This is a genomic window from Corynebacterium sp. NML130628 (genome assembly GCF_001875665.1).
GTDB lineage: Bacteria > Actinomycetota > Actinomycetes > Mycobacteriales > Mycobacteriaceae > Corynebacterium.
Genome location: NZ_MLAL01000028.1, coordinates 162,871 through 187,425 on the forward strand (window position 1 = coordinate 162,871; position 24,555 = coordinate 187,425).

Annotated in this window: 24 protein-coding genes; 6 read left to right on the top strand and 18 right to left on the bottom strand. The window is 60.0% G+C overall.

Translation table 11 applies throughout. From position 1 onward, the window contains the following. Window positions 1–239: 239 nt before the first annotated feature. Window positions 240–1,634, bottom strand: coding sequence for a glyceraldehyde-3-phosphate dehydrogenase (locus BJP07_RS08280; RefSeq protein ID WP_369822344.1), 1,395 nt, complete (start codon window positions 1,632–1,634; stop codon window positions 240–242). Window positions 1,635–2,043: 409 nt separating this feature from the next. On the opposite strand from BJP07_RS08280, the gene BJP07_RS08285 reads away from it, so the two are divergent. After that, window positions 2,044–2,844 carry a Cof-type HAD-IIB family hydrolase gene (locus tag BJP07_RS08285; RefSeq protein WP_071567008.1) on the top strand — a complete coding sequence of 267 codons (801 nt, stop codon included), beginning with the start codon at window positions 2,044–2,046 and terminating at the stop codon, window positions 2,842–2,844. 13 nt (window positions 2,845–2,857) lie between these two features. On the opposite strand, the gene BJP07_RS11240 is transcribed toward BJP07_RS08285, so the two are convergent. Further along, entirely contained in the window at window positions 2,858–3,034 is a 177-nt protein-coding gene (locus BJP07_RS11240; RefSeq protein ID WP_177221731.1) for a hypothetical protein, read from the bottom strand. Between the two features lie 39 nt (window positions 3,035–3,073). Beyond that, window positions 3,074–4,612 carry an FMN-binding glutamate synthase family protein gene (locus tag BJP07_RS08290; RefSeq protein ID WP_071567009.1) on the bottom strand — a complete coding sequence of 513 codons (1,539 nt, stop codon included), beginning with the start codon at window positions 4,610–4,612 and terminating at the stop codon, window positions 3,074–3,076. Between the two features lie 156 nt (window positions 4,613–4,768). Between BJP07_RS08290 and BJP07_RS08295 the strand changes: the two genes are divergently transcribed. Then, window positions 4,769–5,329, top strand: a complete 561-nt coding sequence (locus BJP07_RS08295) for a DNA-3-methyladenine glycosylase (RefSeq protein WP_071567039.1) — start codon at window positions 4,769–4,771, stop codon at window positions 5,327–5,329. Between the two features lie 151 nt (window positions 5,330–5,480). Here BJP07_RS08295 and ppk2 read toward each other — a convergent pair whose 3' ends face one another. Both ppk2 and BJP07_RS08305 read right to left on the bottom strand, forming a co-directional pair. Next, entirely contained in the window at window positions 5,481–6,347 is an 867-nt protein-coding gene (gene ppk2, locus BJP07_RS08300; protein WP_071567010.1) for a polyphosphate kinase 2, read from the bottom strand. A gap of 47 nt (window positions 6,348–6,394) precedes the next feature. Then, window positions 6,395–6,718: a putative quinol monooxygenase gene (locus tag BJP07_RS08305; RefSeq protein WP_071567011.1), complete on the bottom strand. Its 324-nt coding sequence runs from the start codon at window positions 6,716–6,718 to the stop codon at window positions 6,395–6,397. Window positions 6,719–6,888: 170 nt separating this feature from the next. Here BJP07_RS08305 and BJP07_RS08310 point away from each other — a divergent pair, with 170 nt between their 5' ends. After that, window positions 6,889–7,530 carry a GntR family transcriptional regulator gene (locus tag BJP07_RS08310; protein WP_071567012.1) on the top strand — a complete coding sequence of 214 codons (642 nt, stop codon included), beginning with the start codon at window positions 6,889–6,891 and terminating at the stop codon, window positions 7,528–7,530. On the opposite strand, the gene BJP07_RS08315 is transcribed toward BJP07_RS08310, so the two are convergent. The 5 genes from BJP07_RS08315 to BJP07_RS08335 form a co-directional block, all read right to left on the bottom strand. Beyond that, a complete protein-coding gene (locus BJP07_RS08315; protein WP_071567013.1) occupies window positions 7,527–9,341 on the bottom strand; it encodes an ABC-F family ATP-binding cassette domain-containing protein in 1,815 nt (604 codons plus the stop codon). The genes BJP07_RS08310 and BJP07_RS08315 overlap by 4 nt on opposite strands. A 17-nt stretch (window positions 9,342–9,358) precedes the next feature. Further along, entirely contained in the window at window positions 9,359–10,351 is a 993-nt protein-coding gene (locus BJP07_RS08320) for a 4-(cytidine 5'-diphospho)-2-C-methyl-D-erythritol kinase (protein ID WP_071567014.1), read from the bottom strand. Continuing rightward, window positions 10,348–11,193, bottom strand: a complete 846-nt coding sequence (gene rsmA / locus BJP07_RS08325) for a 16S rRNA (adenine(1518)-N(6)/adenine(1519)-N(6))-dimethyltransferase RsmA (RefSeq protein ID WP_071567015.1) — start codon at window positions 11,191–11,193, stop codon at window positions 10,348–10,350. The genes BJP07_RS08320 and rsmA overlap by 4 nt, the downstream gene beginning before the upstream one ends. A gap of 11 nt (window positions 11,194–11,204) precedes the next feature. After that, window positions 11,205–12,323 (bottom strand): resuscitation-promoting factor, encoded by a 1,119-nt coding sequence (locus BJP07_RS08330; protein ID WP_071567016.1) that lies wholly within the window; start codon window positions 12,321–12,323, stop codon window positions 11,205–11,207. Between the two features lie 191 nt (window positions 12,324–12,514). Beyond that, entirely contained in the window at window positions 12,515–13,351 is an 837-nt protein-coding gene (locus tag BJP07_RS08335; protein ID WP_071567017.1) for a TatD family hydrolase, read from the bottom strand. Window positions 13,352–13,363: 12 nt separating this feature from the next. On the opposite strand from BJP07_RS08335, the gene BJP07_RS08340 reads away from it, so the two are divergent. Continuing rightward, the gene (locus tag BJP07_RS08340; RefSeq protein WP_071567018.1) at window positions 13,364–13,774 is read left to right on the top strand and encodes a DUF3806 domain-containing protein; all 411 of its coding nucleotides are present in this window, start codon (window positions 13,364–13,366) and stop codon (window positions 13,772–13,774) included. On the opposite strand, the gene BJP07_RS08345 is transcribed toward BJP07_RS08340, so the two are convergent. The 4 genes from BJP07_RS08345 to rsmI form a co-directional block, all read right to left on the bottom strand. Beyond that, complete coding sequence (locus BJP07_RS08345) at window positions 13,755–14,948, bottom strand: MFS transporter (protein WP_071567019.1); 1,194 nt, start codon at window positions 14,946–14,948, stop codon at window positions 13,755–13,757. The two genes, BJP07_RS08340 and BJP07_RS08345, sit on opposite strands and share 20 nt — an antisense overlap. A 27-nt stretch (window positions 14,949–14,975) precedes the next feature. Beyond that, window positions 14,976–16,820: a methionine--tRNA ligase gene (metG, locus tag BJP07_RS08350; protein WP_071567040.1), complete on the bottom strand. Its 1,845-nt coding sequence runs from the start codon at window positions 16,818–16,820 to the stop codon at window positions 14,976–14,978. Between the two features lie 89 nt (window positions 16,821–16,909). Next, window positions 16,910–18,727: a BCCT family transporter gene (locus BJP07_RS08355; RefSeq protein WP_083584164.1), complete on the bottom strand. Its 1,818-nt coding sequence runs from the start codon at window positions 18,725–18,727 to the stop codon at window positions 16,910–16,912. Between the two features lie 117 nt (window positions 18,728–18,844). Further along, complete coding sequence (gene rsmI / locus BJP07_RS08360) at window positions 18,845–19,720, bottom strand: 16S rRNA (cytidine(1402)-2'-O)-methyltransferase (protein ID WP_071567020.1); 876 nt, start codon at window positions 19,718–19,720, stop codon at window positions 18,845–18,847. Between the two features lie 115 nt (window positions 19,721–19,835). Between rsmI and BJP07_RS08365 the strand changes: the two genes are divergently transcribed. After that, window positions 19,836–21,395 (top strand): dolichyl-phosphate-mannose--protein mannosyltransferase, encoded by a 1,560-nt coding sequence (locus BJP07_RS08365; RefSeq protein ID WP_071567042.1) that lies wholly within the window; start codon window positions 19,836–19,838, stop codon window positions 21,393–21,395. A gap of 4 nt (window positions 21,396–21,399) precedes the next feature. Here BJP07_RS08365 and BJP07_RS08370 read toward each other — a convergent pair whose 3' ends face one another. Both BJP07_RS08370 and BJP07_RS08375 read right to left on the bottom strand, forming a co-directional pair. Continuing rightward, window positions 21,400–22,068: a zf-HC2 domain-containing protein gene (locus BJP07_RS08370; protein ID WP_071567021.1), complete on the bottom strand. Its 669-nt coding sequence runs from the start codon at window positions 22,066–22,068 to the stop codon at window positions 21,400–21,402. Further along, entirely contained in the window at window positions 22,061–22,468 is a 408-nt protein-coding gene (locus BJP07_RS08375; protein ID WP_071567022.1) for a DoxX family protein, read from the bottom strand. Before BJP07_RS08375 ends, BJP07_RS08370 begins: the two co-directional genes overlap by 8 nt. 53 nt (window positions 22,469–22,521) lie before the next feature. Between BJP07_RS08375 and BJP07_RS08380 the strand changes: the two genes are divergently transcribed. Next, a complete protein-coding gene (locus tag BJP07_RS08380) occupies window positions 22,522–23,127 on the top strand; it encodes a DNA-3-methyladenine glycosylase I (protein WP_071567023.1) in 606 nt (201 codons plus the stop codon). Here the strand turns inward: BJP07_RS08380 and BJP07_RS08385 are convergent. Both BJP07_RS08385 and BJP07_RS08390 read right to left on the bottom strand, forming a co-directional pair. Continuing rightward, on the bottom strand, window positions 23,124–23,732 hold the full coding sequence (locus BJP07_RS08385; protein WP_071567024.1) for a cation transporter: 609 nt from the start codon (window positions 23,730–23,732) through the stop codon (window positions 23,124–23,126). The two genes, BJP07_RS08380 and BJP07_RS08385, sit on opposite strands and share 4 nt — an antisense overlap. Before the next feature lie 209 nt (window positions 23,733–23,941). Beyond that, the gene (locus BJP07_RS08390) at window positions 23,942–24,235 is read right to left on the bottom strand and encodes a hypothetical protein (RefSeq protein WP_071567025.1); all 294 of its coding nucleotides are present in this window, start codon (window positions 24,233–24,235) and stop codon (window positions 23,942–23,944) included. Window positions 24,236–24,555 lie beyond the last annotated feature (320 nt).

A 24,555-nucleotide genomic window follows, 5' to 3' on the forward strand; every position in this document is an offset into this window, starting at 1 on the left:
ACCTACTGAAGCAAGCGTGATTGAAGCCGCCGTCGCGGCTGCGAGCCCAGTTTTACACTTACCTCGACGCACTATTGCCTCTGCCTTACACTTCTTCGAATCGCCCAAACCGAATGACGTACGCTTCTAACTTAGTGTATGAACGTCAATTTGCGAACTTCCAGCACAAAACGTCCACCCAAAAAGTGCACCGCGCCCCGGGGACTGCCATACACAGCATGGGGCGCGGGATGAAATGACTACTTTAGATCCTCTGGGTTCGAACGCGCTGGGTAAATACGTGGACGAACACCCGCAATCTCTTCAACAACACGCACTACTTGGTGGGAGTAGCCATACTCGTTGTCGTACCAGACGTAAAGCACAAGGTGCTTACCGGAGGAGATAGTCGCGAGCCCGTCAACGACACCGGCGTGTGTGGTGCCGAGCAAATCAGTCGAGACCACCTCTGGGGATTGGATGTAGTCAATCTGCTGGCGAAGGTTCGAGTCCGTCGAAACCTTGCGCAAGAAGTTGTTGACTTCCTCCTTCGTCGTCTCGGTTTCCAACTCCAGGTTGAGCACAGCCATGGACACGTCCGGCGTCGGTACACGAATCGCGTTGCCGGTCAGCTTGCCTTCAAACTCTGGAAGTGCCTTAGAAACAGCCTTTGCCGCGCCCGTCTCCGTGAGCACCATATTGAGGCCTGCAGCACGCCCACGACGGTCACCCTTGTGGAAGTTGTCGGCCAGATTCTGGTCGTTCGTGTAGGAGTGCACCGTCTCAACGTGTCCGTGAACCACGCCGTAGCGGTCATTGATAACCTTCAGCACCGGCGTGATGCCGTTCGTGGTGCACGACGCCGCCGACAGGATCTGGTCGCCGTCGGTAATATCCGCCTGATTGATGCCGTAGACGATGTTTTTGATATCACCCTTGCCCGGCGCCGTGAGCAGAACTCGGGAGACGCCCTTGGACTTTAGGTGTTGGCCCAGGCCAGCCTCGTCGCGCCAAACACCCGTGTTATCGACGACGATTGCATCATTGATGCCGTACTCGGTGTAGTCGATAGCCGCAGGGTCGTTCGCGTAGATCATCTGGATCGGAGTGCCATTCGCCCAGATGAGCTCTTTCTCGTGATCCACTGTGATGGTGCCGTCGAATGGTCCATGCACCGAATCGCGGCGCAGAAGCGATGCACGCTTCACGATGTCATCGTCGCCCTTTTTCCGCACAACCACAGCGCGCAGGCGCGCGCCACCGTACATCGCCTCGCGCGCAATAAGAATGCGAGCCAGCAGGCGACCGATACGGCCGAAGCCGTAGAGCACCACATCACGTGGTTCCAGCTCCGAATCAGTGTCTACAACTTCAGCGAGTGCCTCGTTGAGGTACGCCCGCAGGTCGCTGGCTCCGGCTTTCTTGTAGTCGCTAGCGAGTCGACCTAGGTCAATGGAGGCAGTGCCCAAGTTCATCTCGACCAGCTCGCGGAGCACCGGAAGCGTATCTTCAAGCGGAAGCTCCTTCTCGACGATGCGGCGCGCGTATCGGTGCGCCTTAATAATGTCGATGTCTGTCACGCCCACTAGCAGGCGCCCAAAGATCGAGGTAACAACGTTGTTTTCACGGTGCAGCTGGCTGATGAGCGGCAGCATTTCCTGCGCGAGCGTCAGCTTGTGATTCCAGTCATTCTGGGGCGTTGTATTCGTAGGCGTAGACACAGTCATCCTCTTCATGCGGTAATTGAACGATAGATAAACCTTTGACTTGGGGGTGCACAGCGCAAGCAGCTGTACCCCCAACCAAAGACTTATCGTAGCGTGTATTGGTCCATCTTTGTCTCGAATTCGCCAGCTAGACCAAGCACCGCCACCGGGACAGGTCCGATTATTCGCTTTAGGTGGGCTTTATAGTGTAAACCCACACCCGTTCACCTTTCACCCCCACACCATACCCCCGGAGCGGGATTGTCGTATTTGTCCAGCGTGGCGTCAACAAGCGGCCGTTGACTCCCCTTCGGTAACCTGTGCACGTACGTCAACGTTTTTGGAGGAATACGAACTGATGCCTTGCCCGAAGATTATCGCTCTCGATATGGATGGCACGCTGCTCGACGTGCACGGACACATCCCCGACGCGTTTTGGGACCTGCTTCGACGTGCCGACGAACACAACGTTTTCATCACACCGGCATCCGGGCGCCAGCTAGCGACGCTTCGAGACATGTTCACAGCGCACGAACCTCACACCTTCATTGCCGAGAACGGGTCCGTTGTGTTTCACGACGGCCGCATCATCGATGTGACTGCCATGCCGGAGCAGCCAGTGCGGGATTTTCTCCATGCGTTTCAATCAGCCCCGTTTTCAGCAACGGCTGTCTTGTGCACACCTGAACAGTCCTACTCCGTCCGTGGAGCGTCCGAGGAGGTGGAGCGGGAAATCGCAAAGTACTATCACGCACACACGCTCGTCGATTCACTTGTCGACGTCCCCTTCGATACACCGGTGAAAGTTGCTCTTTACGTGGACGGGAATGCAGAGCGGGACGCGCTGGCGTGGGTGCAGGAGCATGCCCCTGGGCTGCACCACGTTGTGAGTGGCCAACACTGGATCGACATCATGAGCCCGGAGGCAGATAAGGGCAAGGCGCTGCTCGCCATCGCTGATGTCTTAGGCATCTCGCACTCGGCTACTGCAGCGATCGGTGACTTTCTTAATGACTACACAATGCTCAAGCAGGCCGGCACAGCTGTTGCGATGGGCAACGCACACCCAGACCTCAAGGCGATTGCAGACGAAGTCATTGGTAGAAACGCTGAGCATGCAGCAGTACATCGACTTGCTGCATGGCTCAACGAGGAGTAGCTCTTATGGCCGCTTATTCTGCGGACTTACGCTCCGCAATTGCTCGCTCAAGCTCAGCTTGACGTTCTTCGAACTCCTGGACTTTCGCCTTCATCTGCGCCATGAGTTCTTCGTGATGCTTTCGACCGAGCTCGAGGCGCTCCTCTAGCTCGGCCAGTTCTTTCGCGCGTTGTGATTCATCTAGGGTCATGCCACCATTGTGGCAAATTTTCCCTGCCTACGCTAAGCGCTACCTTCCTTTCGCTAGAAACGACTCAGCAGTCGCCGCTTCCCAGTCGTCTGCCCAGTTCGATGGGATGTCGCCCTCAACGAGCTGACCGTCACGTAACCACTCGTAGCGTTCGCGATACGTCTGCGGCTTGCCATAGTCATCGTTACAGCGAATCATTTCAGGGCGCAGGTCCTTGGGATCCTGTACTCCCATCGCGGCCATGAGGCGCAGTGCGGAAGCCACGGTGGCCTTTTGGTACCGCATCACGCGCATCGATTTATCCTCGACATCCAATCCGCGCTCACGCCATGGGTCCTGCGTCGCAACACCCGCCGGGCAAGTACCGAGGTGGCACTCCATAGCTTGCACACAGCCGACAGCCATCATCATTGCGCGTGCGCTCAACAGGAAGTCCGCGCCCTGCACCATACGGCGGACGAGGTCGTTGCCCGCGGCGATCTTGCCTGCAGCGCCGATCTTGATCTTGTCGCGAAGACCGCAGCCGACCAATGCGTTATTCACGAACGTTAGCCCCTCCGTGAGCGGCAGACCCACATGGTCTTCGAACTCCTTCGGTGCCGATCCGGTACCGCCCTCAGAGCCATCGACCACGATGTAGTCCGGCAAAATTCCAGTCTCGAGCATGGCCTTGCATACGGAGAGGAACTCCTGTCGGGAACCAATGCACAGTTTGAACCCGACCGGCTTGCCACCGGAAAGTGTGCGCATCTGATCGATGAATTGCAGGAGGCCGATTGGGGTATCAAACTCCGAGTGCGCCCCCGGGGATGTAAACGCCTTCCCCTCTTCGATGCCACGGATTTCCGCAACTTCCTTCGTGGCCTTCGCAGCTGGGAGCTCGCCACCAAGACCCGGCTTCGCGCCCTGCGACAGCTTCAGCAGTGTCATCTTCACCTGCGGACGCTTTGACTTTTCAGCGAACGTGTCCGGATCAAAGCCGCCCAGTGGGGTGCGCGCCCCGAAGTAACCGGTACCGATTTCCCAAACCAGGTCACCACCATACTTTTCATGGTGCGGGGACAGGCCACCTTCACCGGTGTCCTGGTAGAACCCGCCCATTTTCGCGCCCTTGTTCATCGCTTCCACGGCACGACCGGACAGGGAACCGAAGCTCATCGCGGAAATGTTCAGCAGCGCGGCGCTATACGGCTGGGAGCACTGCGGACCGCCAATGAGCACACGAGGTGGTTCTTCAGGCATGGGCACAGGACGCATGGAGTGCACCAGGGAGCGGTGGCCCTGTTCGTAGACGTTTTCTTGGGTGCCGAACGCGGTGGTCGAGGTCTGCCCCTTCGCACGCGAGTAGATGAGGCTACGGGTACGGCGGTCAAATGGGCGACCGTCCCAATCGCGCTCAATAAAGTATTGCTGGAGTTCAGGACGAACTTTTTCGAGCGCCCACCTCGCACGCCCTAGCACTGGGTAAATCCTGCGAATTGAGTGTTTCTTCTGAGTCAGATCAACAGCTGCGACGGTCCCCACGCCCAGCGCTGCCGCGATCGATGCTGTTGCTGCCCAGTTGCGCTTGCCTGCCATGATGCTCCTTATGTTACGAGGCCCAAAGAAAAGCGTTTCTGTGTTCACCGTTCACCGTACGCAAAAAATTATCAAAACAAACTCCACCCGCGCTTCGTGTGGTATTTCACCCTTTCGTTCGACCACCATCGGGGATCTCCAGTTAGGCTTGGATCCGTGATTGACTTTTCTCGCCCTGCAAACATCGTCGCACCAGAGCTACTGGGGTGCGTATTGACGCATGGTGGAGTCAGCATTGTTCTCACCGAGGTAGAGGCGTATCTCGGTGAGAAGGACGCTGCCGCGCACACCTATCGAGGCAAAACACAGCGCAATGCTGCGATGTTTGGCCCTCCCGGCCGCTTCTACGTTTATCTTTCGTATGGCATTCACCACAACGTCAATATTGTGTGCGCACCGGAGGGTATCGGTCAGGGGTGCCTGCTGCGGGGCGGCAGGGTCATCGAGGGACACGACATTGCGTATCGACGCCGTCAAAAACCAGACCGCCTTCCCGTCGCCGAGGACAACCTGGCGCGCGGCCCCGGGAACCTGGGCGAAGCGTTGGGGTTCGAGCTCACCGACAACCATAAAAGTATCTCGTTGACAGCCCCTACCACTCCCCCAGAGTGGGTTTGTGGCCCTCGCATTGGCATCTCAAAGAATACTGACGCACCGTGGCGGTTTTGGATCCCCGGAGACAGAAGTGTTTCCACGCCACGGGGTTATAAACCCTAAATCTTTGGGCGTCTTACATTCGGCGAGCCTTGGAACCGCAGGGGCAAGTTCAGATTCAGCCACCTACGGCCCCTTGATATAGAGGCTGCAAGATGAAAACCCAGCCTGCTTACGTCATGGCTGGGTTTCTTTGTTTGGAAAAATCACCGAATTAGGAGCGCTTCTTGCCCTTCTTCTTTTTCTTGTCGTTCACCTTGGCGCGTTCAAGCTTTGCGGCCGCATCGGGGACGTAGCGGAACTCGTCGCGCGGTGGACGCTCATAATCAATGATCGCTGGGCGTTCCGGAATCTCAGGCAGGTCCGGGTCGACGTGTTCGTAGGGGATCGTCGACAAGAGGTGAGAGATCACGTTAATGCGTGAGCGCTTCTTGTCCTCCGACTCGACTGTGTACCACGGCGCAGCTGGAATGTCCGTGTGAATAAACATCTCGTCCTTCGCACGGGAGTAGTCCTCCCATTTCGTAATGGACTCCAGGTCCATCGGCGAGAGCTTCCACTGGCGCAGCGGGTCATTCCGGCGCGATTGGAATCGCTTGTACTGCTCTTCATCCGATACAGAGAACCAGTACTTACGCAGCATAATGCCGTCCTCAACGAGGAGGCGTTCAAAGATCGGCGTCTGGTGCAGGAACCTACGATATTCTTCCGTAGTGCAGAACCCCATCACGCGCTCAACACCCGCACGGTTGTACCAGGAGCGGTCAAAGATGACGATTTCACCCGCGGCTGGAAGCTTTTCAACATAGCGTTGGAAGTACCACTGTGTCTGTTCGCGCTCTGTGGGCTTCGGCAGCGCCTCAATGCGGCACGTACGCGGGTTAAGGTATTGGGTGATGCGCTTGATCGCGGACCCCTTGCCCGCAGCGTCGCGACCTTCCATCACGATAACGACGCGCGCCCCGGTCTTCACAACCCACTGCTGCATCGCTACTAACTCAGCCTGAAGGCGTACGAGTTCTTTCTCGTACGCCTTCTTGGAGAGTTTCGGGGGTTTGGTGGAATTCTTCTCTTCACTCATAGGTACTCACCGTACCCGTAAAGTGGGGAAAATTTGGGCTAATTCGGCTAGTCCACCTTAAATTCAGCCATGGTGTCCCACTCCGTCTTCCCCTCGATCAGGGTGTTGATGATGGTTGGGGTTTCCTTCAAGATCTTCGGGAACAGCTCCTGGGCAGCTCGGAAGTGATCGGAGTTCACGTGCGCCTCCGCAGCGTCATCGTGGAATGCCTCAATGAGTAGATACTCATCCTTATTCTCTTCGCTGCGGTACCAGTCAAAGAAGATGCAGCCCGGTTCAGCACGGCTTGCATTCGTGAACTCCTCTACCTCTTGACGGAATGTCTCGACGTATTCGGGCAATGGCTTGAAACGAACGTTAATCAAAATCATGCCACCACACTACGCACATCTCCCCCATTTGTCAGGCGCCACTTTGTCCTCGAAGCTGCCCAGTTAATTGTTCAACAATGAATGCGTTATACTCGTAACAGCCGTCCGGTGATGGTACTAATTACCATCGCTGACTAGCTTAAATTAATAATTCTACACTTACGGATACCATGCTTGCTCAAAACGTTGCCTCTGAGGTCCGCCGCGCGATTTCGCGCGGCGAGTTCTCCCCAGGCCAGAAGCTCAACGAGGTTGCCCTCGCTGAGCGTTTCGAGGTATCCAGAAACACCCTCCGAGAAGCGTTTGCGATGCTCACCTCGGAAGGCCTCTGCGAGCGTATCCCGAACCGTGGCGTATTCCTCGCAACCCCGTCCGCGGACTTCGTTACTGATACCTACCGCGCCCGCGCAGCCATCGAACCTGCTGCACTGCTTTGGGGCGATGAACTCGACGTTGACCGGCTTGAAGAACTCAATACCGAAGCGCGCGAAGCAATCGCACAAGACGATGATGACCTGCTGACTGCTGTAAACCAGGCATTCCACCACGTGGTGCTTTCCGCAATGGGCTCGAAGACGCTCGGTGACACCATGGACCAGCTCGACGCCTTCATGCGCTTGGCGACGCTTCCGATTATTCAGCAGCAGCCATCGTTCAACCGTCAGTTCATTTCTGTCAACGAGCACATTGTAGAACTGTTGCGCGAGGAGAAGCGCCACGAAGCTTCTGACTACCTGCAGGAAGCACTTCTCGAGCAGGGCCGTATTGTCAACGACCTGATCGAGAAGATTAACAACGGGTACCCGATTTAGTGCTCTAGCTTCTCACCAAGCTCCAGCCAGTCCATCTCTAGCTCATCGCGGCCATCGTTGGTTCGCTGAAGTTCCTGCGTCTTCGCACCGATTGCTTCGAAGTCCGGCGTGGCCTCACCAGACATAGTGGCAATCTCTGATTCCAGCTCCGAAGCGCGTTTTTCCGCCGTCGCAATCTTGCGTTCCAGCGCTTTCATCTGTTTGCGAATCTCACGCTGCTCCTGCGACGACAAGCCAGGCTGCTTCGCAGGCACAGCGCCCTCGGTGTCCTCAGACTTCTCCCCCAAATCGAGTGGGCCCGTTTGGGTGTCCATTGCAGCTCGCTGCTCGAGGTATTGCGAAATCCCGCCGGGCAGGTTGCTCAGCGTGCCGTCGCCGAACAGCGCGTAGGTAGAGTCAGCGATGCGTTCGATCAGGTAGCGGTCGTGTGAGATCACAACCAACGTTCCCGGCCACCCATCGAGTAAGTCTTCGAGTTCCTGCAGTGTGTCGATGTCAAGGTCGTTGGTGGGCTCGTCGAGAAGCAATACGTTGGGCTCGCTCATGAGCACTCGAGTGAGCTGAAGGCGGCGACGCTCACCGCCGGAGAGATCGCCCACTGGGGTGCGCTGGCGCTTCGGGCTAAACCCGAGGCGCTCCGCGAGCTGCGAGGCCGACACCTCCTTCTTGCCTAATGTGATGTAGTGCGCGACGTCCTCCACGGAGTCAAGCACAGTCCTGGCTGGGTCGAGGTCGTCGAGTTCCTGGCGCAGCCACCCAATCCGAGTGGTCAGGCCCTCGATGCGTTTTCCGGCAGCGAGCGGATAGTCTCCGGCAAGCGCCCGCAGCAGCGTTGTTTTTCCGGAGCCGTTCACGCCGACCAGGCCGATGCGTTCGCCCGGCGCGAGCCGCCACGTCAGGTGGTCGACGAGTGTGCGCCCATCGGGAGCGTCGATGCGGGCGTCTTCGAACTCGATGACGACGTTGCCCTGACGCTGCTTGGAAAACGCCATCAGCTCGACTTTGTCGCGTGGCGGCGGGACATTCGCGATGAGCGCTTCGGCTGCTTCAATGCGGTAGCGCGGTTTCGAGGTGCGCGCAGGAGCACCCCGACGTAGCCAGGCGAGCTCCTTGCGAGCGAGATTTTGGCGGCGCTGCTCGATGGCGTCTGCTTGCCGGGCGCGCTCGGCGCGGGCGAATGTCCAATCGTTGTACCCACCTTCGTAGACGTCGACGGTGCCGTCGTGGACCTCCCAGGTCAGTGTCGCGACGGTGTCGAGGAACCAGCGGTCGTGCGTGACCACCACGACGGCGAGCTTGCGCTGCATCAGGTGGGAAGCCAGCCACTGCACGCCCTCGACGTCAAGGTGGTTCGTCGGCTCGTCGAGCACCACAAGATCCAAGTCCTGCACGAGAGCCGCGGCGAGGCTCACGCGGCGCCGCTCGCCACCCGAAAGCTCGCCCACGGGAGTGTCCAGGCCAAGCTCAGCCACTCCCGTGCCCTGGAGTACTTCGCGCACCTTGCTGTTCGACGCCCACTCGTACGTCTCCATGCCTAAGGGCTTGACCACGACATCACCGACGGTGGCGTCGTCGTGAATTTCGAAACGTTGGGTCACCACCGCCATTCGCAGGTCGGAATTGTGCGACACGCGCCCGCTGTCCGGGGTTTCGATGCCGGTGAGCACCTCAAGCAACGTGGTTTTCCCGCCTCCGTTGACGCCTACGATACCGATGCGGTCACCGGTCTGGATCCCGAGGGAAACGCCGTCGAGCAGCGTTTTGAGGCCCCAGGTTTTGGATACGTTTTCGAGGTTGATCAGGTTCGCCATAGCAAACCCATCGTAGCCTACGCCTCGAGTTGCGCTCCCGCTGACGGGCCGGAAGTACAGAACACCTCGACGCCCTCGACGTTGTCGCACAGCACCGTTTCCAGCGCCCTCGCGGCATCTTCGTCGAAGCACAGCGCGGCGATCGTCGGCCCCGATCCGGAGACAATCGCGCGGGCGACCAGGTCGGATTCTTCCTCGATGCGTCGGATGAGCGCTGCGATGCGCGGGCGCATCGTCACCGCCGCTGCCTCCAGGTCGTTGTGTAGGTGTTTCGCTAGCTCGCGCGGGGCGCCCGTCATGAGTGCCTGCGACAGTGCCGCCGTGTCCAAATGCGGCACGAGCGCCGGGTTGTCGTGGCGCAGATCATCGAGTGTTTCGAAGGCTTTGCCCGTCGAGATCCCAACCTTCGGGTTACAAAACACCCACCAGTACGTACCACGCCCGAGGACCTCCACCAGCGTGTCGCCGCGCCCGGTGCCCAGCGCGGTATGGCCGTGGAGTGCGAACGGCACATCCGCGCCCAGGCCGACGGCAAGGTCGTGGAGCTCCTCGGTACTAAGCCGCTCACCGCAATAATGCTCGACATAAGCGTTCGCCGCCACGAGGCCCGCCGCGGCGTCGGCGGAGCCACCAGCCATGCCGCCTGCCACAAACACATACTTATCGACGACCAGCTTCGCCTCTGGGAGCGCCAGCTCTTGTGCGCCGCTGCGGGCCCGGACGGCGTCAACGACTGCGTCGATCGCCCGCCACGTCAGGTTGCGCGGCGTATCAATGTCCTCGTCCGGCACATCCACGTGAAAGCGCGTCTGCATGCTGGCCACGACGGAACCGGACTGGACACGCTGCGTCTCGTCCTCGACGACAATGCTGACGCGTTCGCGGCGCTCGACGGCTTGGAAGACCGTCACCAGCTCGTGGTAGCCATCAGAACGCGCGTTTCCAACGCCAAGGTGCAGGTTCACCTTGCCCGGCGCGGAAGCAACGAACTCACGTGGACTGCGGCTCATCGGGCCTCCCCTAGCCTGACGAAGTCCTCCACGCCAAGCTTCTCGCCGCGCAGACCGGGGTCAATCCCTGCTTCACGCAGGGCTGCCTCGGCCTCAGCCGAGGAACCGTACACTGACGCCAGCGTTGAGCGCAGGGTCTTGCGTCGTTGGGCGAATGCAGCGTCGATAAGTGGGAAGACTTTGTCGCGCACGCTTCGGTCGCGCTGCGGATCGACGTCGATACGCACAAGGCCGGACTCGATATTCGGTGTCGGCCAGAAGACATGCTTGCCGATGGTGCCCGCCTGCGACACCTCGCCGTAGAACGCAGCCTTCACGCTTGGCACACCGTAGATCTTTGTGCCCGGCTTCGCGGCAAGACGGTCAGCGACTTCTTTCTGCACCATCACGAGCACACGACGGATGGAGGGGAACTCCGCCAACAGGTGGAGCAGCACCGGAACCGAAACGTTGTACGGCAGGTTCGCGACCAGCGCCGTTGGCTCCCCCGGCACGTCACGCTGCGTGGTTTTCAGCGCGTCCATGTGCACGATGTCGAGCTTGTGCGCAGCTGCAGGCGCTCGCAGCCCCACCGTCTTCCCTAACTGTTGGGCCAGCCTGTCGTCGATCTCGAGCGCGGTCACGTGCGCTGCCTCATCGAGCAGGCCAAGCGTGAGCGAGCCAAGCCCCGGCCCTACCTCGATCACGCGGTCGTCGGGGGAAAGTTCGGCAGCAGCAACGATGCGCCGCACAGTGTTCGGGTCGTGCACGAAGTTCTGCCCCAACCGTTTCGTCGGGGTGACATCGAGTGCAGCCGCAAGCTCACGGATTTCTACCGGGCCAAGCAGTTGGGATTCGCTCATACCTGACGAGGTTAGCGCAACCCCATCCGTGCGGTACATGCAGGCCACGCACCCCACCCCTGGGACGCCTGGGTTTTCTGCGCAATGGCAATCTGTTGCTCGCGGGTCGCCTGGTCAGCGGTTGGTGCGTACTGGGTACCGCCGTACGCCGCCCACGTCGACGCGGAGAACTGCAAACCGCCGTGGTAACCGTTGCCGGTATTGATTGACCAGTTACCGCCCGACTCGCACTGCGCCAGCGTGTCCCACACGGACCCAGCCGCAACAGCGGGAGCGTTCGCCGACTCCTTGGTACCGCGACGCACCTTCGCAGCCTTCGGCGCGCGAAGCTCACGCTCCCCAGCGACGCCCTCCGACTCGACCTTGCCGTTGACCAGGACAGTCTCGTGAAGTACTTCTTTCTCCCCGTCCTTGCCTTCCTCGAGTACCTCTTCGTTCCCGGCCTCCAGCTCCGCGTCGTCGACATACTCCACTGGGGCCTCAATCGGGAGGACTTCCGCGCGCTTCACCACGTTGACGCGATCGAGCACGATTTCCATGTTCGGGTACACGGCAGCATCAAGCGGGTGGTTGAGACGGTCATCAGAATCGAACGTGATGCCTCGTTCTTCGAGGAGCTCGCCGACGGTCTTCTTCGCAACCGAGGCGTAGGTGACGTTCCCACCGTCATTGATCGCGATGATCTTCGGGGTGGTCACGTCAACGTTGAGGCCGTCGACAAGCTTGGTGTCCTTGTCCAAGTCTGACGAGGACGCCGGGGACACCCCCACCTCATCCATAACCTCGCCAACAGTCAGCGCGGTGGAGGTGATCTCCTTCGCCACGCCGTCCACGACGACTGCAACCGGCTTTGCAGTGCGAACGGTCACCGTGTCGCCGTTCGAGAGCTTCTCGGTGGGCGCAGGGTAGACAACGTCGCTGTCCTTCACCTCAACGCCCGCGGCTTGCAGCGCGCCAGCAACATCCCCCGAGAAGGTCTTCAGTGAGGTCGCCTCGCCGTTCACGTCGACGGTGATGTCCTTCTGCGCGGCGAGCGCCGTCGTGGTGCCTGCCGCAATGACAACACCTGCAAGCGTGCCAACGGCGAATCGCTTCGTTGCGGTGTTGGTGTGCTGGATGCGCGAGCCCATAGAGCGTCATTCCCCTTCGTCACGAAATAATACTTCGATAACAATACGGTAACTTCTGCTGTTTTACCAGCACATGTTTGCACACCATGGTGGACACAGTCACTCACGCCACGCGGTTCACACCTCTTACAGCCCACCTGGGACAACGCAGAGCCGTCTCCGTTGTGTTTCCGGACACGTGCCCGCAATCATCACAGCCCATAGACACGATCGAAGGTGGCGGACACCTCGCTCGCCAGTGTTTCGACGTCCATCCCCCGAGCCTCCGCGACGACATGCGCCGTATGTCCGATCAGCGACGGCTCGTTGCGCGATCCCCGGAACGGCTCCGGCGTCATGTACGGCGCGTCGGTCTCAATGAGCAGTTGGCCCTCCGGCGCCAAGGCCGCAGCCTCTCGCAATTCCTCGTTGCGCTTGAACGTCACGTTGCCTGCAAAAGACAACACGTAGCCACGCTCAATCGCCTCCCTCGCCACATCAAGCGGCGAGGAGAAGCAGTGCAAGATAACGTGCTCCGGTTTCGGCGCGTCGGCAAGGATTCGTAGCATGTCCGCATCCCCCTCGCGGTTGTGAATCATCAGCGCTTTACCTGTCGTACAGGCAAGGTCGATGTGCCATCGGAATGCCTCCTCCTGCGTAGCAAGGTCAGCGGTGTTTTCGGCATCGTGGCGGATCCAATAGGTATCGATGCCGGTCTCCCCCACCGCGACACAGCGCGGGTCCGCCGCCATCTGCGTGAGCCGCTGCCTTGCCACGTCGTCGAGTTCCGCCGCTCGCGTCGGGTGAATCGCGCACGCGGCGAACACGCGCTCGTGCATATGCGCGGCCTCCAGCGCTTGTTCTGCTTCCGCGAGCCCATCACCCACGGTGCATACTCGCTCCACGCCGGCGCTCACCGCGCGGCCCATGATCGCATCGATATCCACTGGCGTGGTGGCCCCGGTAGATGCCAGGTGCGTGTGGGCGTCGATAAGCCCTGGTATCGGGCTTGCGGGTACTGGTGTCGGGCGAGGTTTCTTTTTGCTCATACGATAGAGCCTATGACATTCCACGCGATTGACGCACAAACCCAAACCAGCATCGACAACGCGCTCACCGAAGCCGCAGCGCAGGGGCTCAACGGCCCTGCGCGAGTAATCGTCGAACGGTTCGAGGGAATACTCGAGGATTTTCTCGCACTGCCGCGTGACACACAACGCAGCTACCCGCGCGGCGATACTGCACGCGTTGTCGGCACCGCGCTCGGCGACGCCTTCGTACGCGACTACGGCTTTGCCTGGAAGCTATTGAAGGATGACTACGGCACAGACCTCGTCGTCGCACGCGACCCCGACAGCAACTCCCCCAAATACACCGCGCCCATCATGGTTGTCGACGCCCGCTTCGACGACGACGCAACCGGCAAACTCACCACGTTTTTGGAGCAGTTCCTCAGCGGCCTGCAGCGCTGAGCTCGTCGTCAATGATGACGTGGCGCGCTGCAACGATACCGACTACCCCCATCACCAGCGCCATGACCACCAGCGCAATCAGGATCGGTTGGAACGCGCCGATTCGGTCATAGGCTACGCCCACGAGTAGCGGACCCGTCGCCGCGAGCACGTACCCGACCGGCTGCACGAAACCAGACAACCGCGCAGTGACCAACGGGTCGCGTGTTCGCGCTGGAATCAGCGCAATCGCCAGAGGGAAGCAGCACCCGCCGAACCCCAACAGGAGGCTCCACCCAAGTGGAGACGCTGCCGGGGCGAAGTACAGACCTAGATACCCCGCCGCCGTCGAAAGGGCGAAGAGCACCACCAGCGGCGTCAGCGTCCTCGCACGAGAAATGATCGTCGGCAGCACAAGCCCACCAACCATGCCGACCGAGCCCAGCAGTCCGAGGCCTCCTGCTGCGGTTGATGGGGCGACGCCGGCGTCGATAAATATGGCGGGCAACCACCCCATCTGGATGTACGCGCTAGTCGACTGAAGCCCGAAGAACAGCATCAAAGCCACCGCAGTCAGCGACTTCCAGACCGGAGCCGACGCCCCTGTGTCCTCGTTGCCCTGCGGTGTCGAAGCCTTGCTCCCGGGCACGTCCTTCCCGAATTTGAAGAGCACAACAACCCAAACAGCTACCTGCACAACCGCTGCAACTGCCCACAAACCGAGCGCCGACTGCCACGAAGAGGTCACCAATGCGCTCAACGGGCCGGCCGCCGAAGATAGACCCAGCGTTACGGAGTACACCGTGGTGAGGGCAACGATGTAGCGTCCACCATGCTGCTTGATCCATGCGGGCAACAACACGTTCATCAACGCGATGGCTCCAGCGGCGCCCACCGTTGCCAGCAGAAACAACGCGATATCGGGCGCGAAAGGGCGCAAGCCCAACCCAGCAGTCAAAAGCCCCGCGGCAGCCAAGATCACTGGTGTGAGGCCGGCCTTTCGAGCAATAGGCACCGCACAGATGCCGATCAGGAAGAAGAGCGTGCCAGGAATCGCCGTGACCACGCCCCCGATCCACGCGGGGGCGTCGTAATGGGCAATGACTTGATCAAGTACTGACCCGACGGAGGCAATGCCCGCACGCAAGTTGAGTGAGGCACTAATGACAGCGACGAAAAGTACAAGAGCAAACACTCAAAGCACTCTAGCGCTGCCGCAGCGTTACTGCACAGGCGCCCACTCCGGACCGGTCTCCCCAAGCTCCGGGTCGAGCTTTGCCACCAGCGGCTTCGGCTTCGACAGTTCGACACCTGGCTCCATCGGCACACGCTGCCAGATCGCCTGCTGCTCGGAGTAGTCACCGGTAATCGTGAGGTAGGTCTGGCCGCGCTCTGGCAGGCCCACGCCAACGAGATCAAAGTCCTTGTCATCGCTGACTTCAACGATGGACGGCGTTGCCGCCCACACCCCGGTTCGGCCAAGGGTTTCATGCACTTTCTGTGCTGTGTGCGGCAGGAACGGGGTCAACATCGCGTTGCAGTCACTGACCATCTGCAGCGCGGTGCACAGCACCGTCGCCAAACGGGTGCGCTGCTCTGGATCCTTCGCCAGCTTCCATGGCTCCTGGTCCGCAATGTACGCATTAGTCTCCCCAACCACGTGCATAATCTTGGTGATCGCGTTCTTGAAGTGTGCCTCGGCCAGGTCCTTGCCTGCGGATACGAAGGTCGATTCCGCCAGCGCGAGAATCTTCTCGTCCACCTCGGTGAGCTCCCCAGGCTCGGGAACCTCACCAAAGTTCTTGTACGCCATCGACACGGTGCGGTTCACCAGGTTGCCCCAGCCGTTCGCCAACTCGTTGTTCACTCGACGCACGAACTCGTCCCAGGTGAAGTCAGTGTCATTGTTCTCCGGGCCGGCCACCGCGATGAAGTACCGCAGCGGATCCGGACCGAACTCCTCCAAGAAGTCCTTGACGTAGATGACAACACCCTTCGAGGATGAGAATTTCGAACCGGACATGGTCAAAAATTCAGAGGACACGACCTCAGTCGGAAGATTCAGGGTGCCAAGCTCATGTTCGTCGCCACCGTGAGATCCCTTGCCCGCGTAGCCGAGCAGTTCTGCCGGCCAAATCTGTGAGTGGAACGTGATGTTGTCCTTGCCCATGAAGTAGTAGCTCGGCGTGGCTGGATCCTGCCAGAAGGTCTTCCATGCATCTGGGTCGCCACTGCGCTCCGCCCACTCAATCGAAGCAGACAAGTACCCGACTACCGCATCGAACCACACATAGAGCTTCTTCGAAGGGTTATCTTGCCACCCCTCTACGGGGATTGGAATACCCCAGTCGATGTCACGTGTCATGGCACGCGGACGCATATCCTCCAAGAGATTCAGCGAGAACTTCAGCACATTCGGGCGCCACTTCTCGCGCGTGCTCAGCCACGACTGCAGCGCGTCGTGCAGCGCCGGAAGGTCCAGCATGAAGTGCTCGGTCTCGACGAATTCTGGCGTCTCACCATTAATCTTGGACACAGGATTAATCAGATCTGCCGGATCCAGCTGGTTACCACACGTATCGCACTGATCACCGCGTGCGTCAGTCGCACCACAGATCGGGCAGGTGCCCTCGATGTAGCGGTCCGGCAAGGTCCGACCGTTTGAGGGAGAGATTGCGCCCTGCGTCGTCTCTTTGATCATGTAACCGTTGTCGTACAGTCCCTTGAAGAGCTGCTGCACGACGGCATAGTGGTTCCGAGTCGACGTACGAGTAAACAGGTCGTAGGACAGGCCCAGCCCTGCCAGGTCGTGCACAATCTGCTCGTTATAGCGGTCTGCGAGCTCCTTGACGCTCACGCCTTCCTTGTCCGCCTGCACCAACAGCGGAGTCCCGTGCTCGTCAGTACCGGAGACCATCAGGACATTGTTGCCAGCCATACGCTGATAGCGCGCAAACACGTCGGACGGCACCCCGAAACCAGCAACGTGGCCAATGTGGCGGGGGCCGTTGGCATACGGCCACGCAACGCACACAAGGATATCTTTTTGAGTCTTCGCAGAAGTCATGCCCTTAAGCATAAGTTATGGCCCCGCCACAACCCATGTTCCGGGTCATATCGGGGCCACACGCGAAGCAATCCGCAGGGAATCAGCGTCTAGTTGCGAGGACGCAGCATGCGCTTGACCTGTTCCTTCTTCTGCTCAAGCTCGACCTGGTCGCGGTGCATACGGCGCTCGATAGCCAGCTGGCGGTTGAAGCGATCCTGCTCCTTCTTGTCCAGGTAAATCGTGTCATTCGACACGTCCTTAACAATCGCGAACATCAGCAAGATCAGGATGAGCAAGAACGGTGTCGCCGCGACAATCGTCACGGACTGCAGCGCGCCCAGCGCGTCAGAGCCACCGGCGATCAGGAGCGTCAGACCAACGAATGCGGTGCCAAGGCCCCACACTGCTGCGATCCACGGGTTCGCATCCGACTTGCCGTTCTGCGACATGGATGCCATCACGGTCGAAGCCGAGTCGGCCGAGGTAATGAAGAACGTACCCAGCAAAATCACCGCGAAGATACCAATGTAGAAGCCGCCAGGCAGTGCGTGCAGCAGGTTAAACAGCTGCTCCTCAGCGGTACCCTCACCGTAGATGGAGTGGCCTTCCTGTTCGAATTTGATGGCAGTACCACCGAAAATTGCAAACCACACGGTGGACAGACCGGCCGGGATCAGCATGACACCGAGGCAGAACTCACGGATGGTGCGGCCACGGGAAATACGCGCCAGGAATGTACCAACGAATGGTGACCAGGAGATCCACCATGCCCAGTAGAAGATGGTCCAACCGGACAGGAAGTCGCCAGCCTCACCGTTCTGGTTCTCAGCGGTACGGCCAGCCATCTCGAAGAACTGTGACAGGTACGCGCCGACGCCCGTCGGCAAGAAGTTCAAGGTGCTCACGGTTGGGCCGAAGACGAACACGAAGATCGCCAGCAGCGCGGCAATCGCCATGTTGAAGTTCGACAACCACTGAATACCCTTGCCGACGCCCGACATCGCGGACAGCAGGAACGCAAGAGTAAGGACAGACACAATGCCGATCGTCAGCTTCGTCGACGGCGAGTCCACAAAGCCCGAAGCGTTCAGGCCCGAGCTAATCTGCATCGCGCCCAAGCCTAGCGAACATGCGGTACCGAAAATCGTTGCAAAAATTGCAAAACCATCAATCAGCTTGCCCCAGAAACCGTTCACGCCCTTTTCACCAATCAGCGGAATGAAGGCGCTAGAGAGCAACTGCTTGCGACCGAGGCGGAACGTCGAGTAGGCAATCGCAAGGCCCAAGATCGCGTAAATCGCCCATGGGTGCAGGCTCCAGTGGAACATCGTCTGCGCGAGCGCAGTGCCAACCTCGTGCGGCTGGTGGCCAGGAACACCATCGCGGTACATCGACAATGGCTCAGACGCACCGTAGAACATCAGACCAATGCCCATGCCTGCTGCAAACATCATTGCAATCCACGACGACGTCCTAAACTCAGGCTGCTCGTCCGCCTTGCCGAGTCGGATCGTCCCGAAGTTCGAAAACGCTATCACGAGCACGAAGAACACAAAAATCGTGCCGAAAAGCACGAACGCCCAGCCAAGGTTGTTAATCACCCAGCTGAAGGAAGTATCTGCGAAGCTCGAGAAACTATCCTTCGCCAACAGGCCCCAAGCGACAACGGCCGTCACCACGACGAGAAGCGGAACAACGATGCTCCAGTCAATCTTTGCATTCTCGTCTTCCGCAGCGAGCTCAACTTGCTCCTCTGCGCCGACCGATTCCTTTCGCTCCCCTCGCCGCTCAGCAACGATGAGCTCCGCGAGCTGACTCGTCGCAGATGGCGCTGCGGGGCCGACTTCATCGGAATTTGTCAGTTCAGTACTCCGAGTTTCTGCATCAGGATCGTGTGGATCCTGGGTCAGGTCTCCCTGAGACATGAAAAATTCTCCTCAATTCCATAGAAAATAAGAAAGCGTTAGCAGGTTAACTGAATTCGGCTGCTATATCTAATCCAATTCGTCCACGTAGTGCGCATTTTTGGCCGAAAAGTGCGATCATTCCGTGCTGCGCGCTTCCTGAGCCAAGTCGTACAACTCGCTCGATTTCACCCCATATTGCTTCGCGACTGTCTTCACGGCGTCCTTCATCCGCATCCCACCATTGACCAGTTCTAATACGTTTTCCACGAGCTCTTCCGGCTCTGCCGCTGCAGCGTCGCCGCCTTCGATCACGACGGTCACTTCGCCCTTCACGCCGTCCTCGGCCCACTCGGCAAGCTCGCCAAGTGGGCCGCGCTTCACTTCTTCATAAGTTTTTGTCAGTTCGCGGCATACCGCGGCCCGCCGATCGCGCCCGAGGATCGAAGCGGCGTCGTCAAGTGTCTGTGCCAAGCGGTGTGGTGATTCGAAGAAGCAGACGGCGCGGGGCTGGTGCACAAGTTCCTTCAGCCAGGCCTCCCGCGCCCCTGCCTTACGTGGAGCGAACCCGTCGAAGATGAAATGCCCCACGCGCAGCCCCGAGAGTGCAAGTGCCGTCGTCACCGCGGAAGGGCCAGGCAAGCACGTTACGGGAACACCAGCATCGTGTGCCGCAGCCACCAGGGAGAGGCCGGGGTCTGAAACGATCGGCATGCCAGCATCCGTCACCACGAGCACAACGCCGTTGCGGGCAGCGGCAAGCAGCTCACCTCGTCGCTGATCTTCGTTGTGGTCAAAGTTTGAGACCACCCGACCACGCGGCTCCACACCAAGGGCCGCCGCCAGTGCGCGTGTGCGCCGCGTATCCTCCGCCGCGATCACATCCGCATGCGCCAGCGCGTACGCCAGCCGCTGCGAGGCGTCGTCAATATTGCCGAGTGGAGTTGCAGCCAACACAACCCCACGTGAAGGGAACTGGTGCTGCAACGTCGCTGAAGTGTCTGCACTATCCATGCAATAGATACTAGGTGTAGCTACAGATAATGCAGCGAACACAGTAGTATCCATTCACGTGAATACCAATGCGCCCATCGATACCGTCCAGAGCGAGGCGTCGCCGACGTCCGCGATGATCAAGCCTGGCAGGCCCCAGCCGGGAGCGCCGGTCTCCGTGCCATGGCACCGCCGGGACACAATCACACTGGGGGTACTTACCGCTCTCGCGCTGTTCACGCGCTTCATCGGGCTGGTGCAGCCAACGTCCTCCGGCACCCCGGTATTCGACGAGAAGCACTACGTGCCGCAGGGCTGGGACATGGTGCGCAGCTCTTTCAACCCGATCCTCGGCGGGATCGAGTCCAACCCCGGCTACGGGCTCGTCGTGCACCCGCCGCTGGGGAAGCAGCTCCTCGCGCTTGGTGAGACGATCTTCGGCTACACCCCGATGGGCTGGCGCATCATGACGGCGTTGTTTGGTACCGCAGTCATCGTGTTCACGTTCCTGTTGGCGCGCCGCGTGAGCCAGTCGACGTCCATCGCAGCAATCGCGGGTGTCATCGCGCTTTTCGACGGCGTGCTGCTGGTCGCAGCCAAATTCGGCATGCTGGACATTTTCCAAGTGCTGTTCATCGTCGCCGCAGCGTGGACGATCGCAGGCGACATGCGCCAGGTACACCAGCGTTGGCACGACGCCTGGTTGTCAGGCGCAGTGCAGGCAGCCGGGCCGTACGGGCCAAGACTCGGATTCCGCTGGTGGCGCTTCGCTACCGGTGTGCTGCTCGGCCTCGCACTGGGCGTTAAGTGGTCGGGGCTGTACTACATCGCGTTCTACGGCCTGATGTCTGCGTTTTGGGATTTGTGGCTGCGCAAGCGTTATGGCGTCGAAAAGCCCCTCGCTGGCGCGCTATTGCGTGACGTGCCTTCGGCGCTCGCCTCAATCGTGCTGCTGCCCGCGCTCCTCTATATCTGGTCGTGGCGCGCATGGTTCGCTTCCGAAACCTCCGTCTACCGCCACTCTCTAGCAGACGGCACTATTGCTGGCTCCGACTGGCCGTGGCTCGCCAACCTGCCAGACGCAGCTGCTGGATGGCTGTACTACCACTTCTCGGTGCTTGAATTCCACGGCTCCCTCACGAGCTCCAGCGGACACTCGCACCCGTGGGACTCCAAGCCGTGGGCGTGGCTCGTCGCGGCGCGTCCGATCCTCTACTACTCCTCCACTGACATCGAGTGCGGCGACGGCAACACCTGCCGCGAAATGATTTCCCTCTTCGGCACCCCTGTTATCTGGTGGCTGACCATCCCGGTGTTGCTGTGGGCGGCGTGGGTCTGGATCACTCGCCGCGACTTCCGCGTCATCGTGCCAGTCATCGGCTTTGCAGCAGGCTTCCTACCATGGCTCGCAGCGTTCGACCGCCAGATGTACTTTTTCTACGCAACTGCCCTGGTCCCGTTTACCGCGGTGCTGCTGGCACTCGCGCTCGGCAACATCGCGAAGAAGGGCGCGCTGCGCGAGCCTGCGTGGCTCATGAAACTCACCGGCGCCCCAATTCGGACCGGCCAAATCGCGGTAATTGTGTACCTCGCCGTTGTGGCGGCAAGCTTCGTCTACTGGGGCCCAATCCTGTACGGCTTGCGAGTCACCGACGGCTACTACGACTCCCTCATGTGGTTCCCAAGCTGGAAGTAGCCCGCTAGAGGCCAGTCGGGTCTGCGTTGAGCAGGTGCCAAGCGCGACGCATGGCCACGCCCTTGTCCGCGATCCACGTCCAGGCGAGCGCCACCAGCGCAATTCCCGGCGCAATCACCGCTATCGGTTCGACCACGCCGATGCGCTGCACCGCGTCCAGCACCGCGAACCCGAGGGTAAAAGTGAACATCGTCCCCACGATCAGCACGATCCCCGGGATCTGGGCTGGCTTCCACGACGCGAGCCCCAACGACAGGCCCACTCCGAAACGGACCGCAACTCCCATCAGTGTGGCGGCGGCCGCCTCAGGCGTTTGCGCCAACGCCTCACCAACACCGACAACCCCCACGACCGCCCACACGATCCAGCACACCGCAATCACGCACAGCGCGGCACGGCCAATCATCACGTTGACTTGGCGGCGCTGCATCATTGCGTGCCAAGGGTCATTGACGCCGGCGAGGATAGCGTCGGCAAGATCGCTCGGTGGCGCCACGTGCCCGTCGACCTCAGCAAAACGTACTCTTTGCGACAAGGAAAGAGCCTGCTCCCAAAACGCCGCACATTCCTCGCACTGCGCGAGGTGGGCATCCACGACGGCGTCGTCAAGCGATGCTTGCTCACCGTCGAGCCGCGCGGACAGACAGGCCTGAATCTCATCGTGGCTAATCACGTGTGAGCACCCCGTCCAAACTTGCGCGCCCCGGCCCGAACACGATGACCACGAACAACGCCGCGGCGAGCACCATCGTGTATTCAACGCCGCCATCGGCGATGAAGAACCCATTGCTCAGGTGCACGAAATAGGTCGCTGCCAGCACCAATAACGCGAGCACTGACGCGACAATCGTGGTCAGCAAGCCAATGACGAGGAACGCTCCCCCAACCAGCTCAACGAAGCCCGCAAGGTACGCGGACAGCGTCGGCTGCGGGACTCCAATCGCCGCGAAGTCTTCCGCGGTGCGTCGCATGCCCAGCTCAAACCAGCGCTGGTAACCACGCGCAACGAACACGATCCCGAGCACCGCGCGGATGACTAAGAGCGCAAAATCTCGAACTGCTGGCCTGTTCATGCACACTAGAGTACTCAAGGAACCAAACCACGCCGAAAAACGTCGAACTACGTATGGATAACGAAACAAAGCAACAATTCCCAATCACCGGCGACGACGGACTCAGCCGTCCACCCTGGGCCGCAAACGATCCACTCCTGCGCCACTACTACGACACCGAATGGGGCATGCCCATCCGCGACGAAGCAGGCATGTTCGAACGCCTCTGCCTCGAGGGGTTCCAAGTTGGCCTGTCGTGGAGGCTGATCCTGCAAAAGCGCGACGCCCTGCGCGAAGCGTTCCACGGGTTCGACCCCGACGTCCTCGCGCGCATGGGCTCAATCGAACACCTTCTTGACGACGCTTCCCTGATCCGCAACCGCCGCAAACTCCAAGCGGTGCTCACCAACGCGGCCGCCACCCGCGAGTTACGAGAAACCGGTACGGACCTCGCATCCTTTATCTGGTCCTACCAGCCAGAAACCACACCTGCACCCCGCAGCATGGAGGAAGTACCGACCCAGTCCGACGAATCACGTCGCCTCGCCCGAGACCTAAAGAAACGCGGGTTCACTTTCGTCGGCCCCGTCACGATGTACGCGCTCATGGAATCAACCGGCATTATCGACACGAACCTGATCGGCACTTGGCGACGCGGCGCATCCGGGGTGTGGAGTTAATCGTCGTCCATCTCTGCGAAGGCTTCCTCCACGGAGTCATACTCCTCGCGGGAAGCCTCCCAGACCTCTTTCGCTGCTGAGAAGTTCACTGCCGCGATAATGACGCCAACAACGATGTCGAACCAGGCAGTCGGCCAAACAAACGTGAGCAAACCGGCAACGATGATGAGCACGTTCGCCAGCGCGTCGTTACGCGCGGCGAGCCACGCACCCTTCGCCAACGACGAACCCTGGTCACGCAGCTTGAGCAAGATCACCGCGCAGATGAGGTTGACCGCCAACGCGCCCAGAGCCACACCCGTGAGTCCCTCCGGCGAAGGTGGGACCGGGTTGAGAATCTTGGTCACCACCATGACAACCGCCGCGATCGCCGGAATCAGGATCAACGTCGCCAACACACTGCCCGCCGTGCGACGCCGCGCCGCAGGCCATGCAACCGCGAAGAACACCAGGAAGTTAATCGCCGTGTCCTCGAAAAAGTCGGCGGAATCCGCTGCGAGCGAGGCAGAGCCAATCACCAGCGCGGCGATAAACTCGACGAAAAAGTACGCAAGGTTCAGCAGCGCAACAACCAGCACTGCTCGGCGGATCTGCTGCGCGGCCACGGTGTTCTCCTTTTCTTCAGCTGTCTTGCGTGTAACACCCTAGCGACGGCTACTGCTCTGCACTAAACGTCCCTGGATGTTCACTGTTCACCGTGTACCACAATGCATGGCAAGCAACCAATGCTAGGGAATGTATCCTCACCAAACACATCGAATGCACTCACGGAATGCTGCTTCGCACTGCGTTGCGAGTCAGCGGTAGGAGTAGGTCAGCGCTGCGCCACCAGCGGCAGGTTTACGGCGGTGTCGAAGATGAGGTTGTCGAGAATGCCGGAGCTTTTACGGAACTCGTCGCGGGCTGCTTCTGCGAGGTCTTTCAGCACAGCGCGTTTACTGCCACGCCCGTCGAGGTTATCGTCATCGTCCGACTCGGCCTCTGGCGGCTTGTCGACGCCCGCTTCCTCTTCCTTGACGCCGGTAGATTCTTGGGGCGCAGGCTGGCTTAAGGCACTGCCCTGCTCGGTGCTGGTGGGTTCGCCGCCGTCTGCCTGTGCGGCAAACATTCGTACCCACGGGCGAATACGGTCTGTGAAGTCCTCGGGCGCAGCGATCTGTGTGCAGTCGCACCCAGAGTGTCGCTGAAACGGCTGATCCCAGTAGCCACGCTTGCCATACGAATCGTCGGGGCTAAGGATGAGCCTCGGCTCTCGTGGCGCTCCTGCCTCTGGCGAGCTGCACCTCGAAAAGTTCCCAGCCCGCCGCCCGCCGTTGAGTTGTGAACCCCCGTCGACTCGTTTGAATAAAACTTACTATACCCGCTGGTAAACAGCAAGATCACGCCCTATATTAATCCCCACCAACTGCGGTGGGGCCTTATAGGCTG